Below are 21768 nucleotides of genomic sequence, written 5' to 3'. Positions count from 1 at the left end.
TCATTTGAATTTTTTTTAGGTTTCGTTTGAGTGTTTTGCCATCAAAGTGACATATATTTGTCGTAATGTACCCCTCGTTTGATGTTCTTTATTCTTCCAGATTTTAGTTTTGATACGAGGGTTACGTACCATTAATAAGTTAGCTTTAGTTTCTACAGCAGTTGGTTTAGCTGTGTCAGGATCAGCATTTTCTGCAACACAAATTGAATGGTGGCATGCAATGGGTGGTGCCAATGGTGAAAAGGTTGTATAGATCGCTGAGGCGTTCAATCAGGCACAAGATGCATATGAAGTGAAGCCGGTATACAAGGGTAATTACACTGAAACAATGACTTCTGCGATTGCCGCATTTCGAGCGAAGCAGCAGCCAGCGCTGGTTCAAGTATTTGAAGTGGGGACTGCCAGCATGATGGCGGCAGAAGGTGCGATTTACCCAGTATACAAACTGATGCGCGAAACAAGACAGCCATTCATCCAGGACGATTACCTAAGTGCTTTCACGGGTTAAGTGCTGTCACGGGTTATTACACGGATGAAGATGGCAATATGCTGTCGATGCCATTTAACAGCTCGACGCCAGTGTTGTACTACAACAAAGAGCAATTTGAAAAAGCTGGCGTGAGCGCACCGAAAACGTGGCAAGAAATGCAAACGGTCTCGCAAAAACTATTAGACAGTGGTGTCGAGTGTGGTTTCACAACGTCTTGGCAATCATGGATTCAATTAGAGAACTTCAGCGCACGTCACAATATTCCGTTTGCCACACAGGCCAACGGTTTTGCCGGAATGGACACAGAGTTTGTCTTTAACCGTCCTGCTCAAGTCGCGCACATTGAAAAAATGCGTGAATGGCAGCAAAACGGCATTTTCAGTTATGGTGGCCGCCGTAGCGACTCTGCGCCAAAATTCTATAGCCAAGAATGTTCAATGTTTATGGGCTCTTCAGCGGGTTACGCTGGTATGAAACGCAATGCCTCGTTTGACTTTGGTGTAGCACAGTTGCCTTACAATGCCGAGCAAATCGAGACACCACAAAACACGATTATCGGTGGCGCATCATTATGGGTGCTACAAGGTAAAAGTGAAGAGCAGTACCAAGGTGTCGCCACTTTCTTAAACTTCCTATCGCGTGCCGATATGCAAGCTGATTGGCACCAATTTTCAGGTTACCTGCCGATCACACAAGCGGCTTATGAGCTGACCAAAGGGCAAGGCTTTTATGCGGCAAACCCTGGTACAGACGTCGCGGTAAAACAGATGACTTCTGTTGAGCCGACAGAAAACTCTAAAGGCTTGCGTTTGGGTAACTTCGTTCAGGTCCGTGACATCATCAATGAAGAGCTAGAAGCCGTGTGGGCGGGTGATAAAACCGCTCAAGTTGCATTGGATGCGGCTGCTAAGCGTGGCAACGCTTTGCTACGTAAGTTCGAAAAAGCAAACGACTAGTCATCACGGCCTCTCTATGAGATAGCCTCCCCTACAGTGGGGAGGCTGTTATTGCGTGTCTTCTGTTTAGTGACTGGTTGAGTCTTTTTATGTCGGTGTATTTTCCTCAAAAACTTCTGCCCTATCTGCTGCTGATGCCGCAGTTAGTGGTGACGGCTATCTTCTTCTTATGGCCCGCAGGACAAGCGGTTGAGCAAGCGTTTTATCAAGAAGATGCCTTCGGTTTAAGCCGTGATTTTGTTGGCTTAGATAACTTTACTGAGTTGCTTACTAGCTCAGAGTATTTCGCATCACTCAAAACCACCATGGTGTTCAGCTTTTCGGTGGCTTTTTTAGGCCTTGCGGTGGCACTTTGGCTCGCAGTCATGGCGGATCGGGTGATTCGTGGCGCGATGGTGTACCAAACTTTGTTGATTTGGCCTTATGCCGTGGCCCCCGCATTGGCGGGTGTATTGTGGTGGATTTTATTCGATCCAAGCATGGGCCCCATGGCCTTACTATTAGAATCCATCGGTATCGATTGGAATCACTTTGTGAATGGCGATCAGGCGATGATATTGGTGGTGATTTCTGCCACGTGGAAACAAATCAGTTACAACTTCTTATTTTTTCTCGCTGGTTTACAGGCCATTCCTCGGTCTTTGATTGAGGCCGCGGCGATCGATGGCGCAGGCCCGAGCAAACGATTTTGGGACATTGTGTTTCCATTGTTATCGCCCACTACTTTCTTCTTATTGGTGGTTAATTTGGTGTATGCCTTTTTTGAAACGTTCGGTGTGATTGATGCCACCACGCAAGGAGGGCCTGGGCAAAGTACCACGACCATGGTCTACAAAGTCTTCAACGATGGGTTTGTTGGTCTGGATTTGGGCAGCTCTGCGGCACAATCTGTTGTGCTAATGGTCATTGTTGGGCTGATGACGGTGGTGCAGTTTCGCTATATTGAACGTAAGGTGCAGTACTAATGATTGAAAACCGTCCTTGGCTGACCGGTTTCAGTCATCTCGTTTTGATTCTAGGCGTGTTAGTGGTCGCATTGCCGGTCTGGGTGGCGATTGTCGCCTCTACTGATCCTGCCAACGCCTTTGGTGTTGGCCATATTCCGCTGTGGTTTGGAGATCAAGCGTTCGCTAATTGGCATCAGGTGTTGATTGGAAAAGAGGGACAGGCTTCGCAAGTGCTGCGTATGACCTTGAACTCATTGATCATGGCGCTTGGTATTACGTTTGGCAAAATTGCGATTTCGTTGTTCTCTGCCTACGCGATTGTATTTTTCCGCTTCCCATTTCGCGGCTTGGAGTTTTGGGTGATCTTTTTTACCTTGATGCTGCCTGTAGAAGTCCGCATTGTGCCGACCTATGAAGTCGTCGCCAATCTTAACTTACTGAATAGCTATACCGGTCTAACGCTGCCACTTATTGCCAGTGCCACCGCTACCTTTCTGTTTCGTCAGTGTTTTATGAGTATTCCCGGGGAATTAGTCGAAGCTGCGCGCATTGATGGCGCAGGCCCCATTCGTTTCTTCTTCGATATTTTATTGCCAATGTCGCGCACCAATATTGCGGCGCTGTTTGTGATTTTGTTTATTTATGGTTGGAACCAGTATTTGTGGCCGCTGATCGTGACCACGGATGATGCTTACTACACGTTGGTGATGAGCGTGAAGCGTATGCTGTCCGTGCCAGATGGCGATATTGAGTGGAATAAAGTCATGGTGTCGACGTTGCTGGCGATGATTCCACCAGTGCTGGTCGTTATTGGCATGCAGAAGTTATTTGTGAAAGGTTTGGTAGACGCGGAGAAGTAAAGTGTCAGATTTAGTACTTAGAAATATCGGTAAAACATACGCCAACGGCTACCAAGCCATCCCAAGCATCGATTTAACCATCGAAGAAGGGGAGTTTATTGTCTTAGTTGGTCCGTCTGGTTGCGGTAAATCAACCTTGTTACGCATGGTTGCAGGACTTGAAAGTATCAGCCAAGGCGATTTACTGATTAAAGGGGATCAGGTCAATCACAAAGAGCCTGCAGAGCGAGACATCGCAATGGTGTTCCAAAATTACGCTTTGTACCCACATATGTCGGTCTATGACAACATGGCCTATGGCTTAAAGAATCGTGGTGAGCCAAAATCAGAGATTGAAACCAAAGTGAATGCCGTCGCGCAGATGCTGGGGTTGGAAGAGCTACTCACGCGTAAACCTCGACAGCTGTCTGGTGGACAGCATCAACGTGTGGCCATGGGACGCGCGATGGTACGTGACCCTAAGGTGTTTCTGTTCGATGAACCTTTGTCTAACTTAGATGCTAAATTGCGAGTGCAGATGCGCGTTGAAATTCGTGAGTTACAGCGTAAATTAGGGACGACGACTTTGTATGTGACCCATGATCAAGTGGAGGCGATGACCCTCGCGGATCGATTGGTGGTGCTAAATAAAGGCCATGCCGAGCAAGTGGGTACTCCCATGGCGTTATACGAACGTCCAGCCTCGACATTTGTGGCGCAGTTTATTGGTTCACCGTCGATGAATCTTATCCCCAGTTCGATAGAAAATGGGGTTTTGCAGTTAGGTGTGGACAGTCAGCTAGCTTGTCCACAGTTTTCCACGGATAAAGTCATGTGGGGCATTCGTCCAGAACATGTGGATATCGTACCCTTGCAGGACGCCGACTTGAGCCTACAGGTAAAAGCCGTCGAAGCGCTGGGCGCAGAAACATTGATTCATGGCTCGGTAAAAATCAGTGAAGATAAGCAATACCCATTTGTGGTGCGTTTGTCGGGTAATCACGCACCAGATATTGGGCAGCCCATTGGTTTAAGAGTGCCACAACAGGCGTGGCATGTATTTGATGCAGAAACAACGAAGAGGATTGAACCACTATGAAGTTGACCAAAGTGATGGGGCATCGTGGTGCGGCATTATTGGCGCCTGAAAATACCCTTGCCTCGATCCGAGCCGCCGCTGCGACGGGGGTAAAGTGGGTGGAGATTGATGTGTATCCCATTGCTCAAGGTGGCTTGATCATTTTTCACGATCATACTTTAGAGCGCTGTACGAATGGCTTTGGAAATACATTAGAAGCGAACTTGGAAACAATGTTGTCACTGGATGCCGGTTCGTGGTTTGGTGCTGAGCACGATGGTGAAAAAGTACCCACCCTTGAGCAAGCCATTGATTGCATCCAAGCACTCGGACTTGGTTTGAATCTGGAAATCAAATACGAAGACGCCGATGTGGAGCGGGTTGTACCGCCTATATTAGCCATGCTGTCAGAACGTTGGCAGGATAACGACAAATTGATGATTTCAAGTTTTAACTACGAGGCTTTACAGATCTGTTATCGCGAAGATAAACAGCGACATCTTGGCTACTTAGTTGAAGACGTGCCGAGTGATTGGCTGCTTAAGCTGGCAGCTATTGAAGCCTTTAGTTTGAATTGCTATTACGCAGTACTCACTGAGCAACAGGCTCGTGCCGTGAAGTCCGCGGGCTATAAGTTGTTGTGCTATACAGCCAATGAAGCGCATCTTGTCGAGCGGCATTGGGACTGGGGAATGGACACGATCATCACCGATGATCCAAATCAGTTCATGCACTTGGAGTCGTAGTTTGAACCTAAATGAACGTCAGCAGCATATTTTAAATTGGGTACAGCAATGCGACTTGCTACCAGTAGAAGAAATGGTTGAACGCTTTGGTGTGTCTTCGCAAACCATTCGTAAAGACATTAATCAGTTGGCGGAAAAACATTTAGTGCGTCGTCAACATGGTGGTATTGCCCCCGTATCGACGGCAGAGAATCTGTCGTTTGCCAATCGTCAGTTTTTGAACAGCGATGCGAAGCAGTTGATCGCAGCGCAGGTAGCAGATGTTATTCCAAATGGTGCCTCGGTATTTTTGGGCGTGGGGACCACCGTCGAATTTGTCGCTAAAGCGTTGCTGAAACATCAAGACCTAAAAGTATTTACCAATAATCTTACGGTGGCGACTATCTTTGCGCTGACACCGCAAACGTCTGTTCATATGACCGCGGGAAGTATGCGTCATCGTCATTGTGACCTAGTTGGGTCAGACACCATTGAAAGTATGCGTAAGTATGTCTTTGACTATGGCATTTTGGGCTGTGGTGGGTTGCATGAGCGTTTTGGTGTGCTGGACTTTGATCCAGACGAAGCCAATTTAAGTCGAACGTTGATTGAACAAAGTCGCCATGTTTTATTGGTTGCGGACCAATACAAATGGGGGCGAAAAGCCAGTGCACGGGTGGCGGGTTTTGAACAAGTCGAAATGCTGTTTACGGATGATATTTCAGCCCCACGACAACAGCTACTTGAAGCGCAAGGGGTGCGTTTAATATCAGCAAAGGAGGCGACAGGTGAGTAACAGCCCGCAGTCGTTAGAGTGGTTGGACGCCTCTGTATTGCGGCAGGTGCGATACCTTTTTACTGACTTTGATGACACGTTAACACTGCATGGCCGCTTACCTGCAGTGACGTTACAGGCACTATACGATCTTGAGGCGGCGGGCATACACGTGATTCCGGTTACCGGTGGTTGTGCCGGATGGTCAGATATGATGGTTCGAGTCTTGCCGATTGCGGGTGTCATCAGTGAAGGGGGTGGGGTGTTTTTACAGCCGAGTCAGCGTTCAGTGCAGTACCATTATTTTAACGATGAAGCCGCTATGCGCGCACAGCAGGCCGAATTGCTGGCGCTGATACAGCCTCGATTGAAACGATTTTCTGCCCTGTCATTGACGAAAGATCAGCAGTTTCGACTAACCGACGTAGCGATTGATTATGCGCAGGACATCGTTCCACCGGCGACTCAAGAAAAAGAGGCATTGCTAGCCGATTTGCTGACTCTTGGATTAAATGCAAAAGCCTCTTCGATTCACATTAATATTTGCCAAAAAGGGGTGGATAAATACGCGATGACTGAGCGTGTTTTAACCGAATTCTTTGGTGTTTCTAGCAAGGCGGCAAAAGAATGCGTGCTGTATGTTGGCGATGCGCCTAATGACGAAAGTATGTTTGCTCAGTTTCCGCTAAGCGTTGGGGTGGCTAATATCGCCCCCCATTTGGATACGTTGACCCATTTGCCTCGTTTTATTACCAATGGGGCTGGGGGCGCTGGGTTTGCGGAGTTGGCTGAAAAAGTGCTCACCAGCCGTCCATAAAAAAACGCTGCATCATGCAGCGCTTTTTATAGATCTAGAAACCTAGATTTGATTAGAACAAGTTCTCGATAGCGATGTTACTGGAGGGGGCTTGTTCAGACGATGAATTGTTCTGCGTATTGCTGCCTGCTTGTTCAGAGCGAGCGCTCATGCGTCGTTCGGGCACATGGTCTTTACGGAACATTTCAAACATGGCATTTGATTGCCCCGGTAATGCACGCTCGCCTGTATCCGGATCAATTCGCACGGTAACCAGTGATGAGGGCTTGTTGACGTAGCTGGCGGGGGTATCTGCTAACGCCGCGCGCATGTAGTTAATCCACGTTGGCAAAGACGCTGACCCACCCCATTCTCCACGGCCTAGTGGCGACATATCGTCAAATCCAGTCCAAACCGACGTGACAATGTCACCGTTGAACCCAGAGAACCAAGCATCACGTCCGTCATTGGTTGTACCTGTTTTACCGGCAATGTCACTACGTTCCAGTACACGAGCACGACGTCCAGTGCCATAACGAATCACGTCTCGCATAATGTCGTACATGATATAGGCAATGTCACTGTCGATGACTCGGGGGGCAACAGGGAGCTCGATCACACCGCTGTCCGTATCAAATAACCCTTTGTTGGGGGCATCAGGATTGTCGATATCATTTTCTAGCATTGTGCAGTCGCTACACACCGTCATTGGCTCAGCTTGGAAGACGATTTCACCTGCACGGTCTTCAATACGATCAATCAAGTAAGGCTGGACACGATAGCCACCATTTGAGAAGACAGCGTAGCCTGTCGCAATTTGCAAAGGTGACAAGTTTGCGCTGCCTAAAGATAATGATAAGTTGCGTGGTAGCTCATTGGGATCAAAGCCAAAGTGCTTAACGTATTCGAGCGTTGGGCGGATGCCCATTTCATCAAGTAAGCGAACCGATACGACGTTTTGAGAGCGGTATAAGGCTTGGCGCAAGCGTGTTGGGCCATAAAATTTACCGCCGTCATTGGTCGGGCGCCAAGCGCTGGCTAAGTTACTGTCATGGAATACTACAGGCGCATCATTGATCACCGAAGCGGCTGTGTAGCCGTTGGCTAACGCGCTGGCATAAATAAATGGTTTAAAGTTAGAGCCCGGTTGGCGCTTAGATTGCGTGATACGGTTAAACTTGTTGCTGAAGTAATCAAACCCACCCACTAAAGATTCAATCGCTCCATCTTTGCTGTCCAAAGAAATTAAGGCACTTTGTACGGCAGGGGATTGCGCTAGACGCCAAGTTGTATTGTCATCTGGACGCAGTTGAATGATGTCGCCAGCGACCAATACATCGTCAACTGTTTTAGGGTTTTTGCCATGGTAGTTTTCATTGATGTAGGGTGCGGCCCAGCTTATGCCATCAAAGGATAAGTCGAAGGTGCTGCCATCTTCTAGGCGAAGCTTCGCATTGGTATCTGTTGTTTCAAGCACAAGAGCAAGAGTCCAGCTCGGAATATTGCTGAAGTTTTTAAAGACGTCTTGCTGTTCTTCTAGTGTCGCGGAGACTAAATTGGTACGAGTGTCTAATGTGCCGCGGTAACCATGGCGCTCATCGTACGCCATCACGCCATCGTAGACGGACTGATTGGCGTTGTTTTGACGTTCTGAATCGATGGTGGTGTAGACCACCAAACCTTCGGTGTAGAGTTTTTCTCCGTAGCTTTGGTACAGTTCATGACGCACCATTTCAGCCACGTAATTGGCTTCAATGTCGGGTTGAATGCCGTAGTTCTCAGCCGTCACCGGCGCTTCAACAGCATTTTGATAGGCCTCTTTCTCGATCATTCCCAGTGTTAGCATTCGTTGAAGAATCCAATTACGGCGGATCAAGGCGCGTGAAGAGTTCGCAACTGGATTATAGCGTGAAGGCGCTTTCGGTAAGCCTGCGATCATGGCGTATTGTGCCAACGTCAATTCGTCAAGATGCTTACCATAATAGACTTGGGCCGCCGCTTCGAAGCCGTATGCACGTTTACCCAAGTAGATTTTATTCATATAAAGCTCAAGAATGTCATGCTTAGACAGTTCTTGTTCCAACTTCAATGAGATGAAAATCTCGGTAAACTTACGCATGAAGGTCTGTTCAAAAGACAAGAAGTAGTTTCGCGCTACTTGCATGGTGATGGTACTACCACCACTTTGAATCTCCCCCGTTGAAACCAATTGATACGCGGCGCGCAATAAGCCAACAATATCGACACCAGGATGATGATAGAAGTTGCTGTCTTCCGCGGCCAATACGGCATTCTCTAAATCATGCGGAATGTCTTCATAGCGGATTGGTGAACGGCGTTGTTCGCCAAATTCGCCAATGAGCTTTTCATCTCGCGTATAAATACGCAATGGGATCTGCAGCTCAATGTCTTTCATTTCCTCCTTGGTCGGAATGCTGTCTTTCACCTGTTGATAAACACCATAGGTAATGCCAACAGTTGCCAAGGCGCCAAGAAGGGCAAGGATAAAGAGTATTTTGAATGTTTTGGCCATGATCGGTCACTGGTTATTTTGTGTTCTGACGATTATACCTGACTTGTGTTGACCTTGGTGGCTTGTGGGGCTGAATTTTCATGTTATCTTGTTGTAAAGATATGGCGCTGATTGCATAAGTAAGTTCATAATCGCGTCATCATCAAAAGCTATGGATGGCTTTACTATTTTCATGGAGGGAACCATGCATTTTCTCGCGCGACCGTATTTATTGGTTTGGCGGCAAGACCACTGGCAATCATATTATTGCAAAGACTACTTTCACTGTAATACTCAGGCAAACCAAAGGGATGCATTGTCAGTTGGTAATGTATCTATTGATGATGCGTTAAAGCAGTTGGCTGAATTGTTACCCTCGCATGCCTCTAAGCCTGTGGCTGTTCTGTTGCCAGATCATTGGTTGGAGAGCGATCAATTTGAGCTGGATACAGAGTTACCCCAATCACTGTATCTGATGGCGGCTCATACTCAAGCGAGCAATGTCACTCGACACGATGCTCAGCAGCATACGCTCAGTTATGTGGTGATTGCTAAAAGCGATCAATCGTTATCCATGTATGTCGCAGTGTTACTTAAAAAATACCATGAGATTTTTCAACAGCTTGGTATTAAAAAGGTATTCAGCGAGCGCGCTATTCAGGTGAGTAATGCTCACTCATGGCGGGTCCTTCGCTCTGTTATGAGACCGTTCTCATCCTACCAAAAAGATTATCTTGAGCGTCGTGCAGAACGAAATTCACGAATGGTACTGGTCGCATGTATTGCTTTGGTGGCGCTTTCAGGCATTTGGGGGAGCGTAGTGATTCGCAATTTAACACCAAAATCTGTGGACACATTTAAGTGGCCTTGGCCAAGTGTGGGGCATCATCAAACCCATGTGGTGGATAGCTTAACTCAATTGCGTACTCTGCCTGTTAATGTTCGGCTAGACGACATGTTAGTCACTGAGGATAAGGTGCATGTGACGGTTACGGGAAATTCCAGTGATGTTCAAGTATGGCAAGAAAATTGGCCCGATAGATTACCGCCACTTGAAGTAACTATGAGTGAGGAAGTGCTATGAAACAAAACATCTTTCAGTCTTTTTCCTCGCCTAAGTATTTGAAATGGTGGCTGGTAGTTGAGTGTATCCTAGTGGCTTGGCTTATTAATGTGCTGTGGCAATACAAATTAGAACGCCAAGTGGCGATAGATCGTTATCAGCATCAAGAACAGCAGTGGCGCACTATTGCGCATTCTCTCAACATGTTACCGCAAGATTTTCCGGTGACACTGCTGAAACAAAATGACACCGTCATTGGTATGCACATGGTTGCGTCCATGTCATTACCTCAGTGGTCGACGGTGCTAGAAGCGATACAGCAGCGTTTTTGGTTAACGCCGGAAACGGTCGTATGGCAGCGTCATAATGAGCAATGGCGAGCTGATATTCGCTGGCAGCTGCTTCGTCCAAGCACATTAAAACCCGAAATAAATATCCTACCTTTTGAGCAACGAGCCTATCGGCCCCATTCCGGGGAATTAATCAGTACTGTTCACGGTGCGAGTTCCGCGGCCTTGATTAAGGTGAATCAAAAAGAACTGTGGCTACACGAAGGGCATTGGTCACCAGAGCTCCAAGCCACACTTGCTCAGATCGATCAGGACTTCGTGATTTTGCAAAGCGCGCAAGGACTCACCCAGAAACTGTACATGACGGGATTAAACACACTGGAGCAATCACAAAAGGAATACTAAATGCAGTCACTCAAAACATGGATGGTTTTATGTGGGCTTTATTTTACGAGTATGACGGTTCAGGCTCTAGACGTGTTTGTCCGCCAACAGCCGCTACAACAAGTGTTACCTCAGCTTGCGGCTGAGTTAGGGACCAGTGTGGTAATTGACCCCAATATTGATGCGGATATTACGCTGTCTATCCGAGACGCCAATTGGCAGCAAATACTCAGTGCTGTGGCACAACAGCTAACATTGTCACTCAGTTGGCAAGACGAGATTGCGATTTTGACGCAGAGGCAAGAGGGGGCTTTAGCCTCAATGAAAAGTGAATCAAGTGACGAAGAATGTGCCGATCGCATTTGGCATTTGAAACACGCAAAAGCTGGGCTGGTAGGAGAGCATGTAAAGCAGTTCTTCACGGGAATAAAAGTCATTGTAGATGCCCGAACCAATGCCATTATGACCCATTACTGTGGCACCGAAGAGGTATTAGGCAGCGCTATTGTCTGGCTAGACAGTCCTATGAGACAGATTGAGATTGCGGCTGAAATCGCGCAAGTCAGTGATTCAGTACAAGAGCAGCTGGGTGTTAACTGGCAAGCACGATTAGTCGATCAAGTGGACAGTGGTTTGATTTCTAATGTGGACTTAGGAATTGCGTCGGCACCCATCAGCGTGGGGCTGTCCGGCGTTAGTGGCAACCTAAACTTGTCGGCGACATTGGATTGGCTTGAACGTAATGGCTCCGCGAATATTATTGCGCGGCCGAAAATTGTGACCTCAGAAGGGCAGCCTGCACGCATCGAGTCAGGTACCGAAGTGCCTTACCAAGTCATGGATGATGAAAACTTAAGTGTGGAGTTTCGTCAGGCGGGGCTGGTGCTGGAGGTAACGCCAGAGGTAAAAGATGCGACCACATTGCTGTTAAACTTAAAGATACACCAAGATTCGGTTGGGGATATGGTTAATGGTGTCCCAAGCTTAGAAACCAATCGAGTTCAGACGCAAGTGGAAGTCAGCAGTGGCGAAACTCTAGTATTAGGAGGTATTTTTAGAGAAGAAAAGTTGGTAACGGTCAGCAAAGTTCCCGTGTTAGGGGACGTGCCATTATTGGGGGCGTTGTTCCGTCAGCGGACTGAACAGCAAGAAAAGAGGGAACTACTTGTATTTATTACGCCAAAACTGCTAAAAATGTCGGTAAACTAGGCAGTAGCCGAAATACAGTTAACTTCGAAGTACTAAAACATGATTAACGCCCCGACTATTATCTTAGTGGGTCCAATGGGAGCGGGTAAAACCACCATCGGACGCCTTCTGTCGCAACAGTTAGACAGAGAATTTTACGACTCTGATCGGGTAATTGAAGAGAATGCCGGTGCAGACATCCCTTGGATCTTTGAAAAAGAAGGTGAGGAAGGTTTTCGCCGCCGTGAAACTCAAACCCTACAAACCATGCTAGAAGCGGATCAAACGCCCGTTGTCTTAGCAACGGGTGGCGGTATCGTCATGAAAGACGAAAACCGCGATATGCTGAAACATCAACCCTTAGTCGTGTACCTTTTTGCTTCGGTGACGCAGCAATTACAGCGTACCTCTAAAAGTAATCATCGCCCATTATTAAAACAGGGGAACCCTAAAGATACGCTGACGCGTCTATTTACGGTGCGAGACCCTTTGTATCGAGAAGTGGCTTCTGTCATTGTTGAAACCGATTCTCGTCATCCTAAAACCGTTGCTAATAAAGTAATGGACGCGATTAAAAAGCATTTAGCTGCGGAGGCTTAAATCATGCGCACACTTACCGTTGATCTTGGAGATCGCTCTTACCCGATATACATAGGCGCGGGTATCCGCCAGCAGAAGCAACTGTTTAGTGATGCCATTGCTGGTAAGCAAGTCATGGTTGTGACCAATACCACTGTGGCAGAACTTTACTTAGCCGATGTAATAGCAGTATTGGGTGATGACTACCAAGTGGATACATGCATTCTGCCTGACGGCGAACAGTATAAAACACTGGAAACGTACGAACGCATTATGTCTTCGTTGTTAGAAGCGAAACATAACCGCACGACAACAATCATCGCATTGGGTGGTGGGGTGGTAGGTGACATGGCCGGTTTTGCGGCGGCGACGTATCAGCGTGGCGTGCCATTTATCCAAGTGCCGACGACCTTATTATCACAAGTCGACTCTTCGGTAGGCGGCAAAACCGGTGTCAATCATCCGCTTGGCAAGAATATGATTGGCGCTTTTTATCAGCCGCAAGCGGTGATCATTGATACGGATACGCTGAAAACATTGCCAGAGCGTGAGTTATCAGCGGGCATGGCCGAGGTCATCAAATACGGTTTGATCTGTGATGCCCCATTCTTTGCATGGCTTGAAGAGAATGTTGACGACTTAATGACACTAGATGGTGAGAAAATCACCCACGCTATTTATGAGTCTTGCTTCGCTAAAGCTCGAGTAGTAGCGCAAGATGAAAAAGAAGGTGGCATTCGTGCTATCTTGAATTTGGGCCACACATTTGGCCACGCGATTGAAACAGAAATGGGCTATGGTCAATGGCTACACGGAGAGGCGGTCGGTGCGGGTACGGTATTAGCGGTCGACCTTTCTTGGCGAATGGGCAATCTGACTGAACAAGATGTTGAGCGCAGTGTCCATTTATTGGCCAAAGCGAAATTGCCAGTGTTGCCGCCTAAAGGCATGACACGGGAAGCGTTTATTGCACGTATGTTACTAGATAAGAAAGTATTGGATGGGAGCTTGCGTCTAGTACTGTTACAGTCATTGGGTGAAGCCTACGTTACATCAGCCTTTTCCATGGATGATTTCAACGGCTGTTTAGACGATGCTATTGAAGCGGCAAGTGCCCAATAAATAACCCTAAGACTTGAGGACACCTATGGCGGAGCCAAACTTTCAGTTTAATCTGGAGGAAGCCTTAGATCAGCAACCTAAAGTGATGCTGAGGAATCCGTTTGGCTCAAATGACACTCAAGTCTTCTTTTCTAGCGAAGAGCGTAACCAGCAATTAGGTATGCTGGAGCATCTAAGTCGATATTCCAACTTGTTGTCAGTAATACGCGGTGCCAGTGGCAGTGGTAAGACGCGCTTTTTACAGGAGTTTATTCGACTGCAGAATGACACGGCTGTGATTAGCCATGTGAAAGCATCGATGTTGATGACCGCCGGTCAATTGTTGCAAGCCATTTATGCAGACTATGCGGATGTGTTAGACAGCAGTAATGCTGGTACGTCGTTTGGTCCGCTGTTGAAGTTTGCACATGAAACGGAAGTCAAAGGACAAAAGGCCATTATCTTGATTGATAATGCCCACGAGCTAAACACGGATGCTGTGACAATGTTGATGGACATGATGTCATTGGCGACAGAATCTCAAGAAGTCCCTCACGTAGCATTGTTCACAGAACACTCCTTAAGTCGTAATTTAGACGCCTATCAAAAGAGTCGTTACGAGCAACTTAGTCATGAGCTGAAATTAGAGCCATTTTCGCTGGAGCAAACACGTGCTTATATGCTGCACCGTGTTCGTGCAATTGGTGGCGGTATCAACCTGCCATTCAGTGATAAACAGGTTAAAAAGATATTCCAGCAGTCAGAAGGTCAACCTGGCGGCATCAATAAAGCCGCTTTAGCAATGATGGGCGATGCCACTGCAGCGCAATCATTGGGCAAAGAAAAGCGCGCAGGCTTTAAGTTTAAAGGTGGGTGGTCGTTTGGTTTTCCGATTGTCCATATGGCTTTAATGTCTATTATTATGTTGGGTATTCTAATCGCGGTGATCTTTAGTGATGGAGACGACGATACGCCGGTTACGAACACCACCAGCATTGCGCCGATTGCACAAAATGCTCCGCGTCAAGCCAGTTCAGAAACCATTGCCCGAATTGAAGCGATGCAGCGCCAAATTGGCCAAGAGTCTCCTGTGTCATTACCACCGGTTCCTGCTGAAGCGTTACAACCGAATCAAGTTAAAAACGCTAATCAATCCAACAATACCTCTACGCCGACGTCTAATATCGCCACCGCTCCGATTCGTTTAGCATCACCAGAACCTGCCAATCAAACAGAGCCACAGCTATCAACGCCTATTTTGCAAACAGAGGCGTCTAAAGTGGAGCCTGAACCAGAGTCTATACCGTTACAGCAAGCAACCAGCGCGGATCCATTTGATAAGACAAAAGAGTGGTTAGAACGAAACCCCAATCGTTATACCCTACAATTACTGGGAACTCACAATAAAGACACGGTGCAGGATTTTATTCGCGATCAAGGCAGTTTGGGCGCGTTTAGTTATTTTGAGTCGCTGCATAATGGCCGAGCTTGGTTTGTGGTGGTGTACGGCGAGTATCGTAATCGCAGTGAAGCCATTGCTGCGGTAGAGAATCTGCCGAATGGGCTGCGTAGCTTGAATCCTTGGGCTCGCAGTGTGCGTGGTATACAGCAGGATATTCGGAAAGCTGGCGCGCAATAAGTAAAAAATATGGTCGTTAAAGGTTAAAAATACCCAAAATAATGGTTTTTTCGTCTAGTTTTTCGCAAGAAAATGTGAAAAAAGTAAAAAAAACCATATTTGACTGAATAACCCTCAAAGCCAGTGGATTTTTCTGCCCCGTTATCAGCAAGCCATAGATAATTCTCCTTTACCATGAGAATGGTTTTCATCTAAGCATGGTTTGCTGTGTTTCCTGTCTAAATAATGATCTGGTCGATTTGAGTGCCCCCCCATCGCGGAGTAGTATGATTCCACGTTTAAATGGTTAGGTGAGTCTATAACAACCATTTCACAAGCACTTCTGATGCTTGTCTACCTAACTGTATTTGAAATTATCGAATGAAAGTTTTCTATATTTAACTGTGGGAGTTGGTGTATGAATGCAGGTCTTTATCGTCCTGGCGAGTTCAAAGACAACTGTGGGTTTGGCCTAATCGCTCACATGGAAGGCACGTCTAGTCACGACCTTCTCAAGACCGCCATCGAATCTTTAACCAGTATGACACACCGTGGCGGTATCGCTGCGGACGGCAAAACTGGTGATGGCTGTGGTCTGTTGATTCAAAAACCCGATGCGTTTCTTCGCGAAGAAGCACAATCACTTTTCAATCACGTCTTTTCGGATTTGTACGGTGTCGGCATGGTCTTTATGGACCAAGACGAAGCGCTGGCGCATGAACAACGTGATTCATTAACCAAAGCACTAGAAACCGAAGGGTTGAATGTAGTGGGCTGGCGTGACGTGCCAGTGGATCCTTCATGCTTAGGTACTATCGCATTAGATTGCTTGCCTCGTATCGAACAAGTGTTTGTAGACAGCAACCGTTTGGATGCGCGCACGTTTGCGACACGCCTTTTTGTTGCGCGCCGTCGCTGTGAGATCGAGCTTGCGCACTATGAAAACTTCTACATCTGTTCATTGTCTGACAAAGTATTGGCATACAAGGGCTTGATGATGCCCGTTGACTTGCCAACGTTTTATAAAGACCTAGGTAACGAAAAACTTAAAACGGCCATCTGTGTTTTCCACCAACGCTTTTCAACTAATACACTGCCGAAATGGCCGCTTGCTCAGCCATTCCGCATGTTGGCGCACAATGGCGAGATCAACACTATCGAAGGTAACCGTAATTGGGCGATTGCACGTGGTAACAAACTGCGTTCGCCATTGTTACCGGAAATACAAGAATTAACGCCTGTTGTTAACCTCACTGGTTCTGACTCGTCTTCTATGGACAATATGTTAGAGCTGCTAGTGACCGGTGGCATGGATATTTTCCGTGCCGCTCGTATGATCATTCCACCAGCATGGCAAAACGTTGAAAACATGGATCCAGAACTGCGTGCGTTCTACGAGTACAACTCGATGCACATGGAGCCATGGGATGGTCCTGCTGGCCTTGTAATGACCGATGGTCGTCATGCGATTTGTATGCTTGACCGTAACGGTTTGCGTCCAGCTCGTTGGGTTGTGACGAAGAATGGTTACATCACGCTTGCTTCTGAAATCGGTACTTATAACTACAAGCCTGAAGACGTTGTATCAAAAGGCCGTGTGGGTCCAGGTAAGATGTTGGTAGTCGATACTCAGACAGGCCAAGTACTGCATACAGATGATATCGATAATAAGCTAAAGGCCGCTCACCCATACAAAAAATGGTTGAAGCAAGAAGGTTTGCGTATCGAAGCGTTGCTGCAAGAGCATTCAATGGAGTTCGTTCCATTTACTCGTGAGCAAATGTCAACGTATCAAAAGATGTTCCAGATTTCTTTTGAAGAGCGCGATCAAATCTTCCGTCCGCTAGCGGAAAGTGGTCACGAAGCCGTTGGCTCTATGGGGGATGACACGCCGATGGCCGTCATGTCTAGCCAAACGCGTCCAGTGACAGATTACTTCCGCCAGAAGTTCGCCCAGGTGACCAACCCACCCATCGACCCACTACGTGAGTCTGTTGTTATGTCGCTTGAGACATTGATCGGTGTGGAACGTAACTTGTTCGAAGAGACGCCAAAACACGCGAACCGTATTATTTTATCGTCGCCAGTATTGTCGGCACGTAAGTACAGCCGTCTGTTGGCAATGGATGATCATCGCTTCCGTTTGGTGCGTTTGAATACAACGTACAATCCAGAAGAAATCGGTCTAGAGCAAGCGATCCGTAACCTACAAATGAGTGCGGAAGAAGTGGTGCGTAACGGTGCGGTAATTGTTGTCTTGACCGACCGAGAAATTGAAAAGGGCCACTTGCCAGTACCCGCGCCGATGGCGGTTGGTGCGGTGCATCACCACTTAGTCGAAGTGGGTCTACGCTGTGATTCAAACATCATTGCGGATACGGGGTTTGCCCGTGATCCTCATCAATTTGCGGTATTGCTAGGCTTTGGTGCTACAGCGGTTTACCCCTACTTATCTTACCGTTTGATCAATGACATGATCGATAAAGGTGAAGTATTGGGCGATCCAATCATGTGCCATCAGAAATACCGTAAAGGTATTAATAAAGGCCTGATGAAGATTATGTCTAAGATGGGGATCTCGACCGTTGCTTCTTACCGTGGAGCACAGTTGTTCGAAGCGGTTGGTTTAGATAGCAAAGTCGTTGATCTGTGCTTTAAAGGCGTACCAAGTCGAATTCAAGGTTCTACGTTTGCCGATTTTCAGCGTGAGCAGAAGCTTATTGCTGACAACGCTTGGAAAGCACGTAAGCCAATTAACCAAGGCGGTTATCTTAAATACGTACATGGTTCTGAGTACCATGCGTTTAACCCTGAAGTGGTTCGTAATCTACAAGCATCGGTTACCAGCGGTAAGTTTGAAGACTTCAGCAAGTACGCTGAACTTGTAAACAGCCGCCCAGCGTCTATGCTGCGTGACCTGTTTGCATTGAAAGATGATATTAAAACGGTTGGCCTAGACAAAGTTGAATCGATTGAAAGCATTCTGCCGCGTTTCGACTCTGCGGGTATGTCTCTGGGGGCTTTGTCACCAGAAGCACACGAAGCGTTAGCACAAGCGATGAACGAATTGGGCTGTCGCTCAAACTCTGGTGAGGGTGGTGAAGACCCTGCGCGTCACGGTACAGAGCGTCGCTCTAAAATCAAACAAATCGCCTCTGGCCGTTTTGGTGTGACAGCAGAATATTTGGTCAATGCGGAAGTGCTGCAAATTAAAGTGGCACAAGGTGCGAAACCGGGTGAAGGTGGTCAGCTACCTGGCGGCAAAGTGAACGGCTTAATTGCTCGTCTACGTTATGCGGTTCCGGGCGTGACTCTGATTTCACCACCGCCGCACCACGACATCTATTCGATTGAAGATTTAGCACAGCTAATTTTCGACTTGAAACAAGTGAACCCAGAAGCCTTAGTGTCAGTGAAACTGGTTTCTGAACCGGGTGTTGGTACGATTGCAGCGGGTGTTGCGAAAGCCTACGCGGACTTGATTACCATCTCTGGTTACGATGGTGGTACAGCGGCTTCGCCAATTACCTCTATTCGTCATGCTGGCTCTCCTTGGGAGCTTGGCTTGGCCGAAGCGCAACAAGCGCTTCGCTCAAATGATCTTCGTGGCAAGATTCGTCTACAAACAGACGGTGGTCTAAAAACTGGCCTAGACGTTGTTAAAGCAGCAATCCTAGGTGCAGAAAGCTTCGGTTTTGGTACCACGCCAATGGTGGCAATGGGCTGTAAGTTCTTGCGTATCTGTCATCTAAACAACTGTGCGACGGGTGTTGCAACGCAGGACGAAAAACTGCGAGAAGAGTACTTCATCGGTACCGTGGAAATGATTAAGAATTTCTTCCGCTTTATGGCTGAAGACACGCGTCAGTGGATGGCGAAGCTGGGTGTGACCACGATGGCCGATCTGATTGGCCGTACAGATTTGTTAAAACTGCTTCCTGGTGAAACAGAGAAACAAGCTAACTTAGATTTGTCGCCAATTCTGAATAATGACGCGATCCCTGCGGATAAGCCGCAGTACTGCCAAGTGCCGTTTAACCCGCCGCATGATAAAGGCCTACTGGCTGAGAAAATGTGGGCAACGGTTCAACCTGCAGTAGAAGAGAAAGAGGGTGGTGAGTTTACGTTTAACGTAACGAACCAAGACCGTTCGATTGGTGCGCGTTTGTCAGGCGAAATTGCTAAACGATACGGTAACCAAGGCATGGTTGATAACCCGTTGACGTTGAAGTTGACCGGGACTGCAGGTCAGTCGTTCGGTGTGTGGAACGTCGGTGGTCTTCACATGTACTTAGAAGGTGATGCGAACGATTACGTTGGTAAAGGGATGACCGCTGGTAAGTTGGTTGTGCGTCCACCTAAAGGTTCTGAGTTTGACTCAAAAGACTCTGCGATCATTGGTAACACCTGTCTGTACGGTGCAACGGGCGGTAAATTATTCGCGGCGGGCACGGCGGGCGAGCGCTTTGGTGTACGTAACTCTGGCTGTCATGCGGTTATTGAAGGCGCAGGCGATCACTGTTGTGAATACATGACCGGCGGTCTGATTACGGTACTGGGTAACACGGGTTACAACTTCGGTGCCGGTATGACCGGTGGCTTCGCTTACGTGTTGGATTTAGACCGTACTTTCGTAGACAAGTACAACCATGAGTTAGTTGAGATTCAGCGCGTAGGCACTGAAATTACGGAAGAATACCGTTCACACCTACGCAGTGTGATCGAAGAGTATGTTCGTGAAACTGATAGCGAGTGGGGCCGTGAAATCCTAGAAAACTTCTACGATTACATCGGTAAGTTCTGGTTAGTGAAGCCAAAAGCGGCCAGCCTTGGACAGCTATTGGCAAATACTCGTCAGCGTCCAGAATAAGCGACTTGGTTTTAGAGAAGGCTCTAACCCAGTTTGACCCATTTGAAAGAGTGCCGCGCCGAGCGCGGCCACAGGAGATAGCAGCTTATGTCTGAGCGCTTGAACAACGTATTTCAATTTCTTGAAGTAGATCGTAAAGATCCAAAGAAAAAACCACTGCTGACACGTAAGTCTCAGTTCGTGGAAATTTACCGTCCATTCGAAGAAACGAATGCGAAGCATCAGTCTCACCGTTGTCTTGAATGCGGTAACCCATACTGTGAGTGGAAGTGTCCAGTACACAACTACATTCCAAACTGGTTGAAACTGGTATCGGAAGGTAACATTTTAGAAGCCGCGGAGTTGAGTCATCAGACCAACTCACTGCCGGAAGTATGTGGTCGCGTGTGCCCACAAGACCGCTTATGTGAAGGGGCTTGTACACTGGGTGAAGGTGGCTTCGGTGCGGTAACAATCGGTTCTGTCGAAAAATACATTACTGATACGGCGTTTGCATTAGGCTGGCGTCCGGACATGTCCAATGTGGTACCGGTTGATAAAACGGTTGCCATTGTAGGGGCCGGCCCTGCTGGCCTGGCGTGTGCAGATATCCTTGTGCGTAACGGTGTTAAGCCAGTGGTATTTGATAAAAACCCTGAGATCGGCGGTCTATTAACGTTTGGTATCCCAGAGTTCAAACTTGAAAAGTCTGTCATGACACGCCGTCGTGAAGTATTCGAAGAAATGGGCGTTGAGTTTGTGCTTGGCACAAGCGTAGGTGACGACGTACCGTTTGAGCATCTGCTAGAAGAGTATGATGCCGTATTCCTCGGTATGGGCACGTACAAGTACATGAAAGGTGGCTTCCCGGGTGAAGACTTACCTGGTGTGCACGACGCTCTAGATTTCCTAATTTCGAACGTGAACCATTGCTTAGGCTTTGAAGAAAGCGAAGATGACTTTGTTAGCATGAAAGGCAAACAAGTTGTGGTGTTAGGTGGTGGTGATACGGCGATGGACTGTAACCGCACATCGATTCGCCAAGGTGCTAAGACCGTATCGTGTGCGTATCGTCGTGATGAGGCGAACATGCCAGGTTCTCGTAAAGAAGTGCAAAACGCTCGTGAAGAGGGTGTGCAGTTCCTATTTAACCGTCAGCCAATCGAAATCGTAGGTGACGGCAAAGTAGAAGGTATCAAAGTTGCGGAAACACAGCTGGGCGAGCCTGATGAAAATGGTCGCCGCCGTCCTGAGATCATCGAAGGCAGTGAGCAAATCATTCCTGCTGACGTGGTATTGGTCGCGTTTGGTTTCCAACCTAGCCCCGCACCTTGGTTTGAAAAGTTCGGCATCGAAACAGATGCAAGTGGTCGCGTTCTTGCACCCAACAAGGGTCAGTACATGTTCCAAACAACCAACGAAAAAATCTTCGCCGGTGGTGATATGGTTCGTGGTTCCGACCTTGTTGTGACGGCCATCGACGAAGGCCGTAAAGCAGCGGAAGGCATTATGGATTTCTTAAAAGTTTAACTGTTCGTCATGTGACTCACTAATAAGTGATGTCTCATCTAAGCCTCT

General features: G+C 47.5%; 15 protein-coding genes and 1 pseudogene. 15 read left to right on the top strand and 1 reads right to left on the bottom strand.

Annotated features, from left to right (window positions below):
* The first annotated feature begins 130 nt into the window (after window positions 1-130).
* The 7 genes and pseudogenes from ugpB to AYW76_RS02740 all read left to right on the top strand — a co-directional run bounded on the left by ugpB (window position 131) and on the right by AYW76_RS02740 (window position 6627).
* A pseudogene (gene ugpB, locus AYW76_RS02770) lies at window positions 131-1446 on the top strand (sn-glycerol-3-phosphate ABC transporter substrate-binding protein UgpB).
* A gap of 89 nt (window positions 1447-1535) precedes the next feature.
* Window positions 1536-2411: a sn-glycerol-3-phosphate ABC transporter permease UgpA gene (gene ugpA / locus AYW76_RS02765; protein WP_067215466.1), complete on the top strand. Its 876-nt coding sequence runs from the start codon at window positions 1536-1538 to the stop codon at window positions 2409-2411.
* On the top strand, window positions 2411-3253 hold the full coding sequence (ugpE, locus tag AYW76_RS02760; RefSeq protein ID WP_067215464.1) for a sn-glycerol-3-phosphate ABC transporter permease UgpE: 843 nt from the start codon (window positions 2411-2413) through the stop codon (window positions 3251-3253). The genes ugpA and ugpE overlap by 1 nt, the downstream gene beginning before the upstream one ends.
* 1 nt (window position 3254) lies before the next feature.
* Window positions 3255-4331 (top strand): sn-glycerol-3-phosphate import ATP-binding protein UgpC, encoded by a 1077-nt coding sequence (locus AYW76_RS02755; RefSeq protein ID WP_067215462.1) that lies wholly within the window; start codon window positions 3255-3257, stop codon window positions 4329-4331.
* Window positions 4328-5056 carry a glycerophosphoryl diester phosphodiesterase gene (locus AYW76_RS02750; RefSeq protein ID WP_067215461.1) on the top strand — a complete coding sequence of 243 codons (729 nt, stop codon included), beginning with the start codon at window positions 4328-4330 and terminating at the stop codon, window positions 5054-5056. Before AYW76_RS02755 ends, AYW76_RS02750 begins: the two co-directional genes overlap by 4 nt.
* A gap of 1 nt (window position 5057) precedes the next feature.
* The gene (locus tag AYW76_RS02745) at window positions 5058-5831 is read left to right on the top strand and encodes a DeoR/GlpR family DNA-binding transcription regulator (RefSeq protein WP_067215459.1); all 774 of its coding nucleotides are present in this window, start codon (window positions 5058-5060) and stop codon (window positions 5829-5831) included.
* Window positions 5824-6627 carry an HAD-IIB family hydrolase gene (locus AYW76_RS02740; protein ID WP_082866073.1) on the top strand — a complete coding sequence of 268 codons (804 nt, stop codon included), beginning with the start codon at window positions 5824-5826 and terminating at the stop codon, window positions 6625-6627. The genes AYW76_RS02745 and AYW76_RS02740 overlap by 8 nt, the downstream gene beginning before the upstream one ends.
* A gap of 52 nt (window positions 6628-6679) precedes the next feature.
* Here the strand turns inward: AYW76_RS02740 and AYW76_RS02735 are convergent, their stop codons facing one another.
* Window positions 6680-9139 carry a penicillin-binding protein 1A gene (locus AYW76_RS02735; protein ID WP_067215457.1) on the bottom strand — a complete coding sequence of 820 codons (2460 nt, stop codon included), beginning with the start codon at window positions 9137-9139 and terminating at the stop codon, window positions 6680-6682.
* A gap of 184 nt (window positions 9140-9323) precedes the next feature.
* Here AYW76_RS02735 and AYW76_RS02730 point away from each other — a divergent pair, with 184 nt between their 5' ends.
* The 8 genes from AYW76_RS02730 to AYW76_RS02695 all read left to right on the top strand — a co-directional run bounded on the left by AYW76_RS02730 (window position 9324) and on the right by AYW76_RS02695 (window position 21720).
* On the top strand, window positions 9324-10202 hold the full coding sequence (locus tag AYW76_RS02730; protein WP_067215456.1) for a hypothetical protein: 879 nt from the start codon (window positions 9324-9326) through the stop codon (window positions 10200-10202).
* Window positions 10199-10876: a hypothetical protein gene (locus AYW76_RS02725; protein ID WP_067215453.1), complete on the top strand. Its 678-nt coding sequence runs from the start codon at window positions 10199-10201 to the stop codon at window positions 10874-10876. Before AYW76_RS02730 ends, AYW76_RS02725 begins: the two co-directional genes overlap by 4 nt.
* Window positions 10877-12064, top strand: coding sequence for a type II and III secretion system protein (locus AYW76_RS02720; protein WP_067215450.1), 1188 nt, complete (start codon window positions 10877-10879; stop codon window positions 12062-12064). It abuts the gene before it with no gap.
* 39 nt (window positions 12065-12103) lie between these two features.
* Window positions 12104-12643: a shikimate kinase gene (locus AYW76_RS02715; protein ID WP_067030056.1), complete on the top strand. Its 540-nt coding sequence runs from the start codon at window positions 12104-12106 to the stop codon at window positions 12641-12643.
* 3 nt (window positions 12644-12646) lie between these two features.
* Window positions 12647-13744 carry a 3-dehydroquinate synthase gene (gene aroB, locus AYW76_RS02710; protein WP_067215448.1) on the top strand — a complete coding sequence of 366 codons (1098 nt, stop codon included), beginning with the start codon at window positions 12647-12649 and terminating at the stop codon, window positions 13742-13744.
* Between the two features lie 25 nt (window positions 13745-13769).
* Window positions 13770-15362: an SPOR domain-containing protein gene (locus AYW76_RS02705; protein WP_067215445.1), complete on the top strand. Its 1593-nt coding sequence runs from the start codon at window positions 13770-13772 to the stop codon at window positions 15360-15362.
* Window positions 15363-15759: 397 nt separating this feature from the next.
* Complete coding sequence (gltB, locus tag AYW76_RS02700) at window positions 15760-20211, top strand: glutamate synthase large subunit (protein WP_067215442.1); 4452 nt, start codon at window positions 15760-15762, stop codon at window positions 20209-20211.
* An 87-nt stretch (window positions 20212-20298) separates the two neighbouring features.
* Entirely contained in the window at window positions 20299-21720 is a 1422-nt protein-coding gene (locus AYW76_RS02695; protein WP_067215439.1) for an FAD-dependent oxidoreductase, read from the top strand.
* The last annotated feature ends 48 nt before the right edge of the window (window positions 21721-21768 follow it).

It is taken from the genome of Marinomonas gallaica, assembly GCF_001639745.1.
Classification (GTDB): Bacteria; Pseudomonadota; Gammaproteobacteria; order Pseudomonadales; family Marinomonadaceae; genus Marinomonas; species Marinomonas gallaica.
This window is presented reverse-complemented; position numbering and strand designations above follow the sequence as displayed.

Excerpts from the sequence above, each read along its gene's own strand:
- ugpA (WP_067215466.1), top strand. The coding sequence starts at position 1,536 with ATGTCGGTGTATTTTCCTCAAAAACTTCTGCCCTATCTGCTGCTGATG.
- AYW76_RS02715 (WP_067030056.1), top strand. The coding sequence starts at position 12,104 with ATGATTAACGCCCCGACTATTATCTTAGTGGGTCCAATGGGAGCGGGT.
- AYW76_RS02705 (WP_067215445.1), top strand. The coding sequence starts at position 13,770 with ATGGCGGAGCCAAACTTTCAGTTTAATCTGGAGGAAGCCTTAGATCAG.
- AYW76_RS02730 (WP_067215456.1), top strand. The coding sequence starts at position 9,324 with ATGCATTTTCTCGCGCGACCGTATTTATTGGTTTGGCGGCAAGACCAC.
- aroB (WP_067215448.1), top strand. The coding sequence starts at position 12,647 with ATGCGCACACTTACCGTTGATCTTGGAGATCGCTCTTACCCGATATAC.
- AYW76_RS02695 (WP_067215439.1), top strand. The coding sequence starts at position 20,299 with ATGTCTGAGCGCTTGAACAACGTATTTCAATTTCTTGAAGTAGATCGT.
- ugpE (WP_067215464.1), top strand. The coding sequence starts at position 2,411 with ATGATTGAAAACCGTCCTTGGCTGACCGGTTTCAGTCATCTCGTTTTG.
- gltB (WP_067215442.1), top strand. The coding sequence starts at position 15,760 with ATGAATGCAGGTCTTTATCGTCCTGGCGAGTTCAAAGACAACTGTGGG.
- AYW76_RS02735 (WP_067215457.1), bottom strand. The coding sequence starts at position 9,139 with ATGGCCAAAACATTCAAAATACTCTTTATCCTTGCCCTTCTTGGCGCC.
- AYW76_RS02720 (WP_067215450.1), top strand. The coding sequence starts at position 10,877 with ATGCAGTCACTCAAAACATGGATGGTTTTATGTGGGCTTTATTTTACG.
- AYW76_RS02750 (WP_067215461.1), top strand. The coding sequence starts at position 4,328 with ATGAAGTTGACCAAAGTGATGGGGCATCGTGGTGCGGCATTATTGGCG.
- AYW76_RS02725 (WP_067215453.1), top strand. The coding sequence starts at position 10,199 with ATGAAACAAAACATCTTTCAGTCTTTTTCCTCGCCTAAGTATTTGAAA.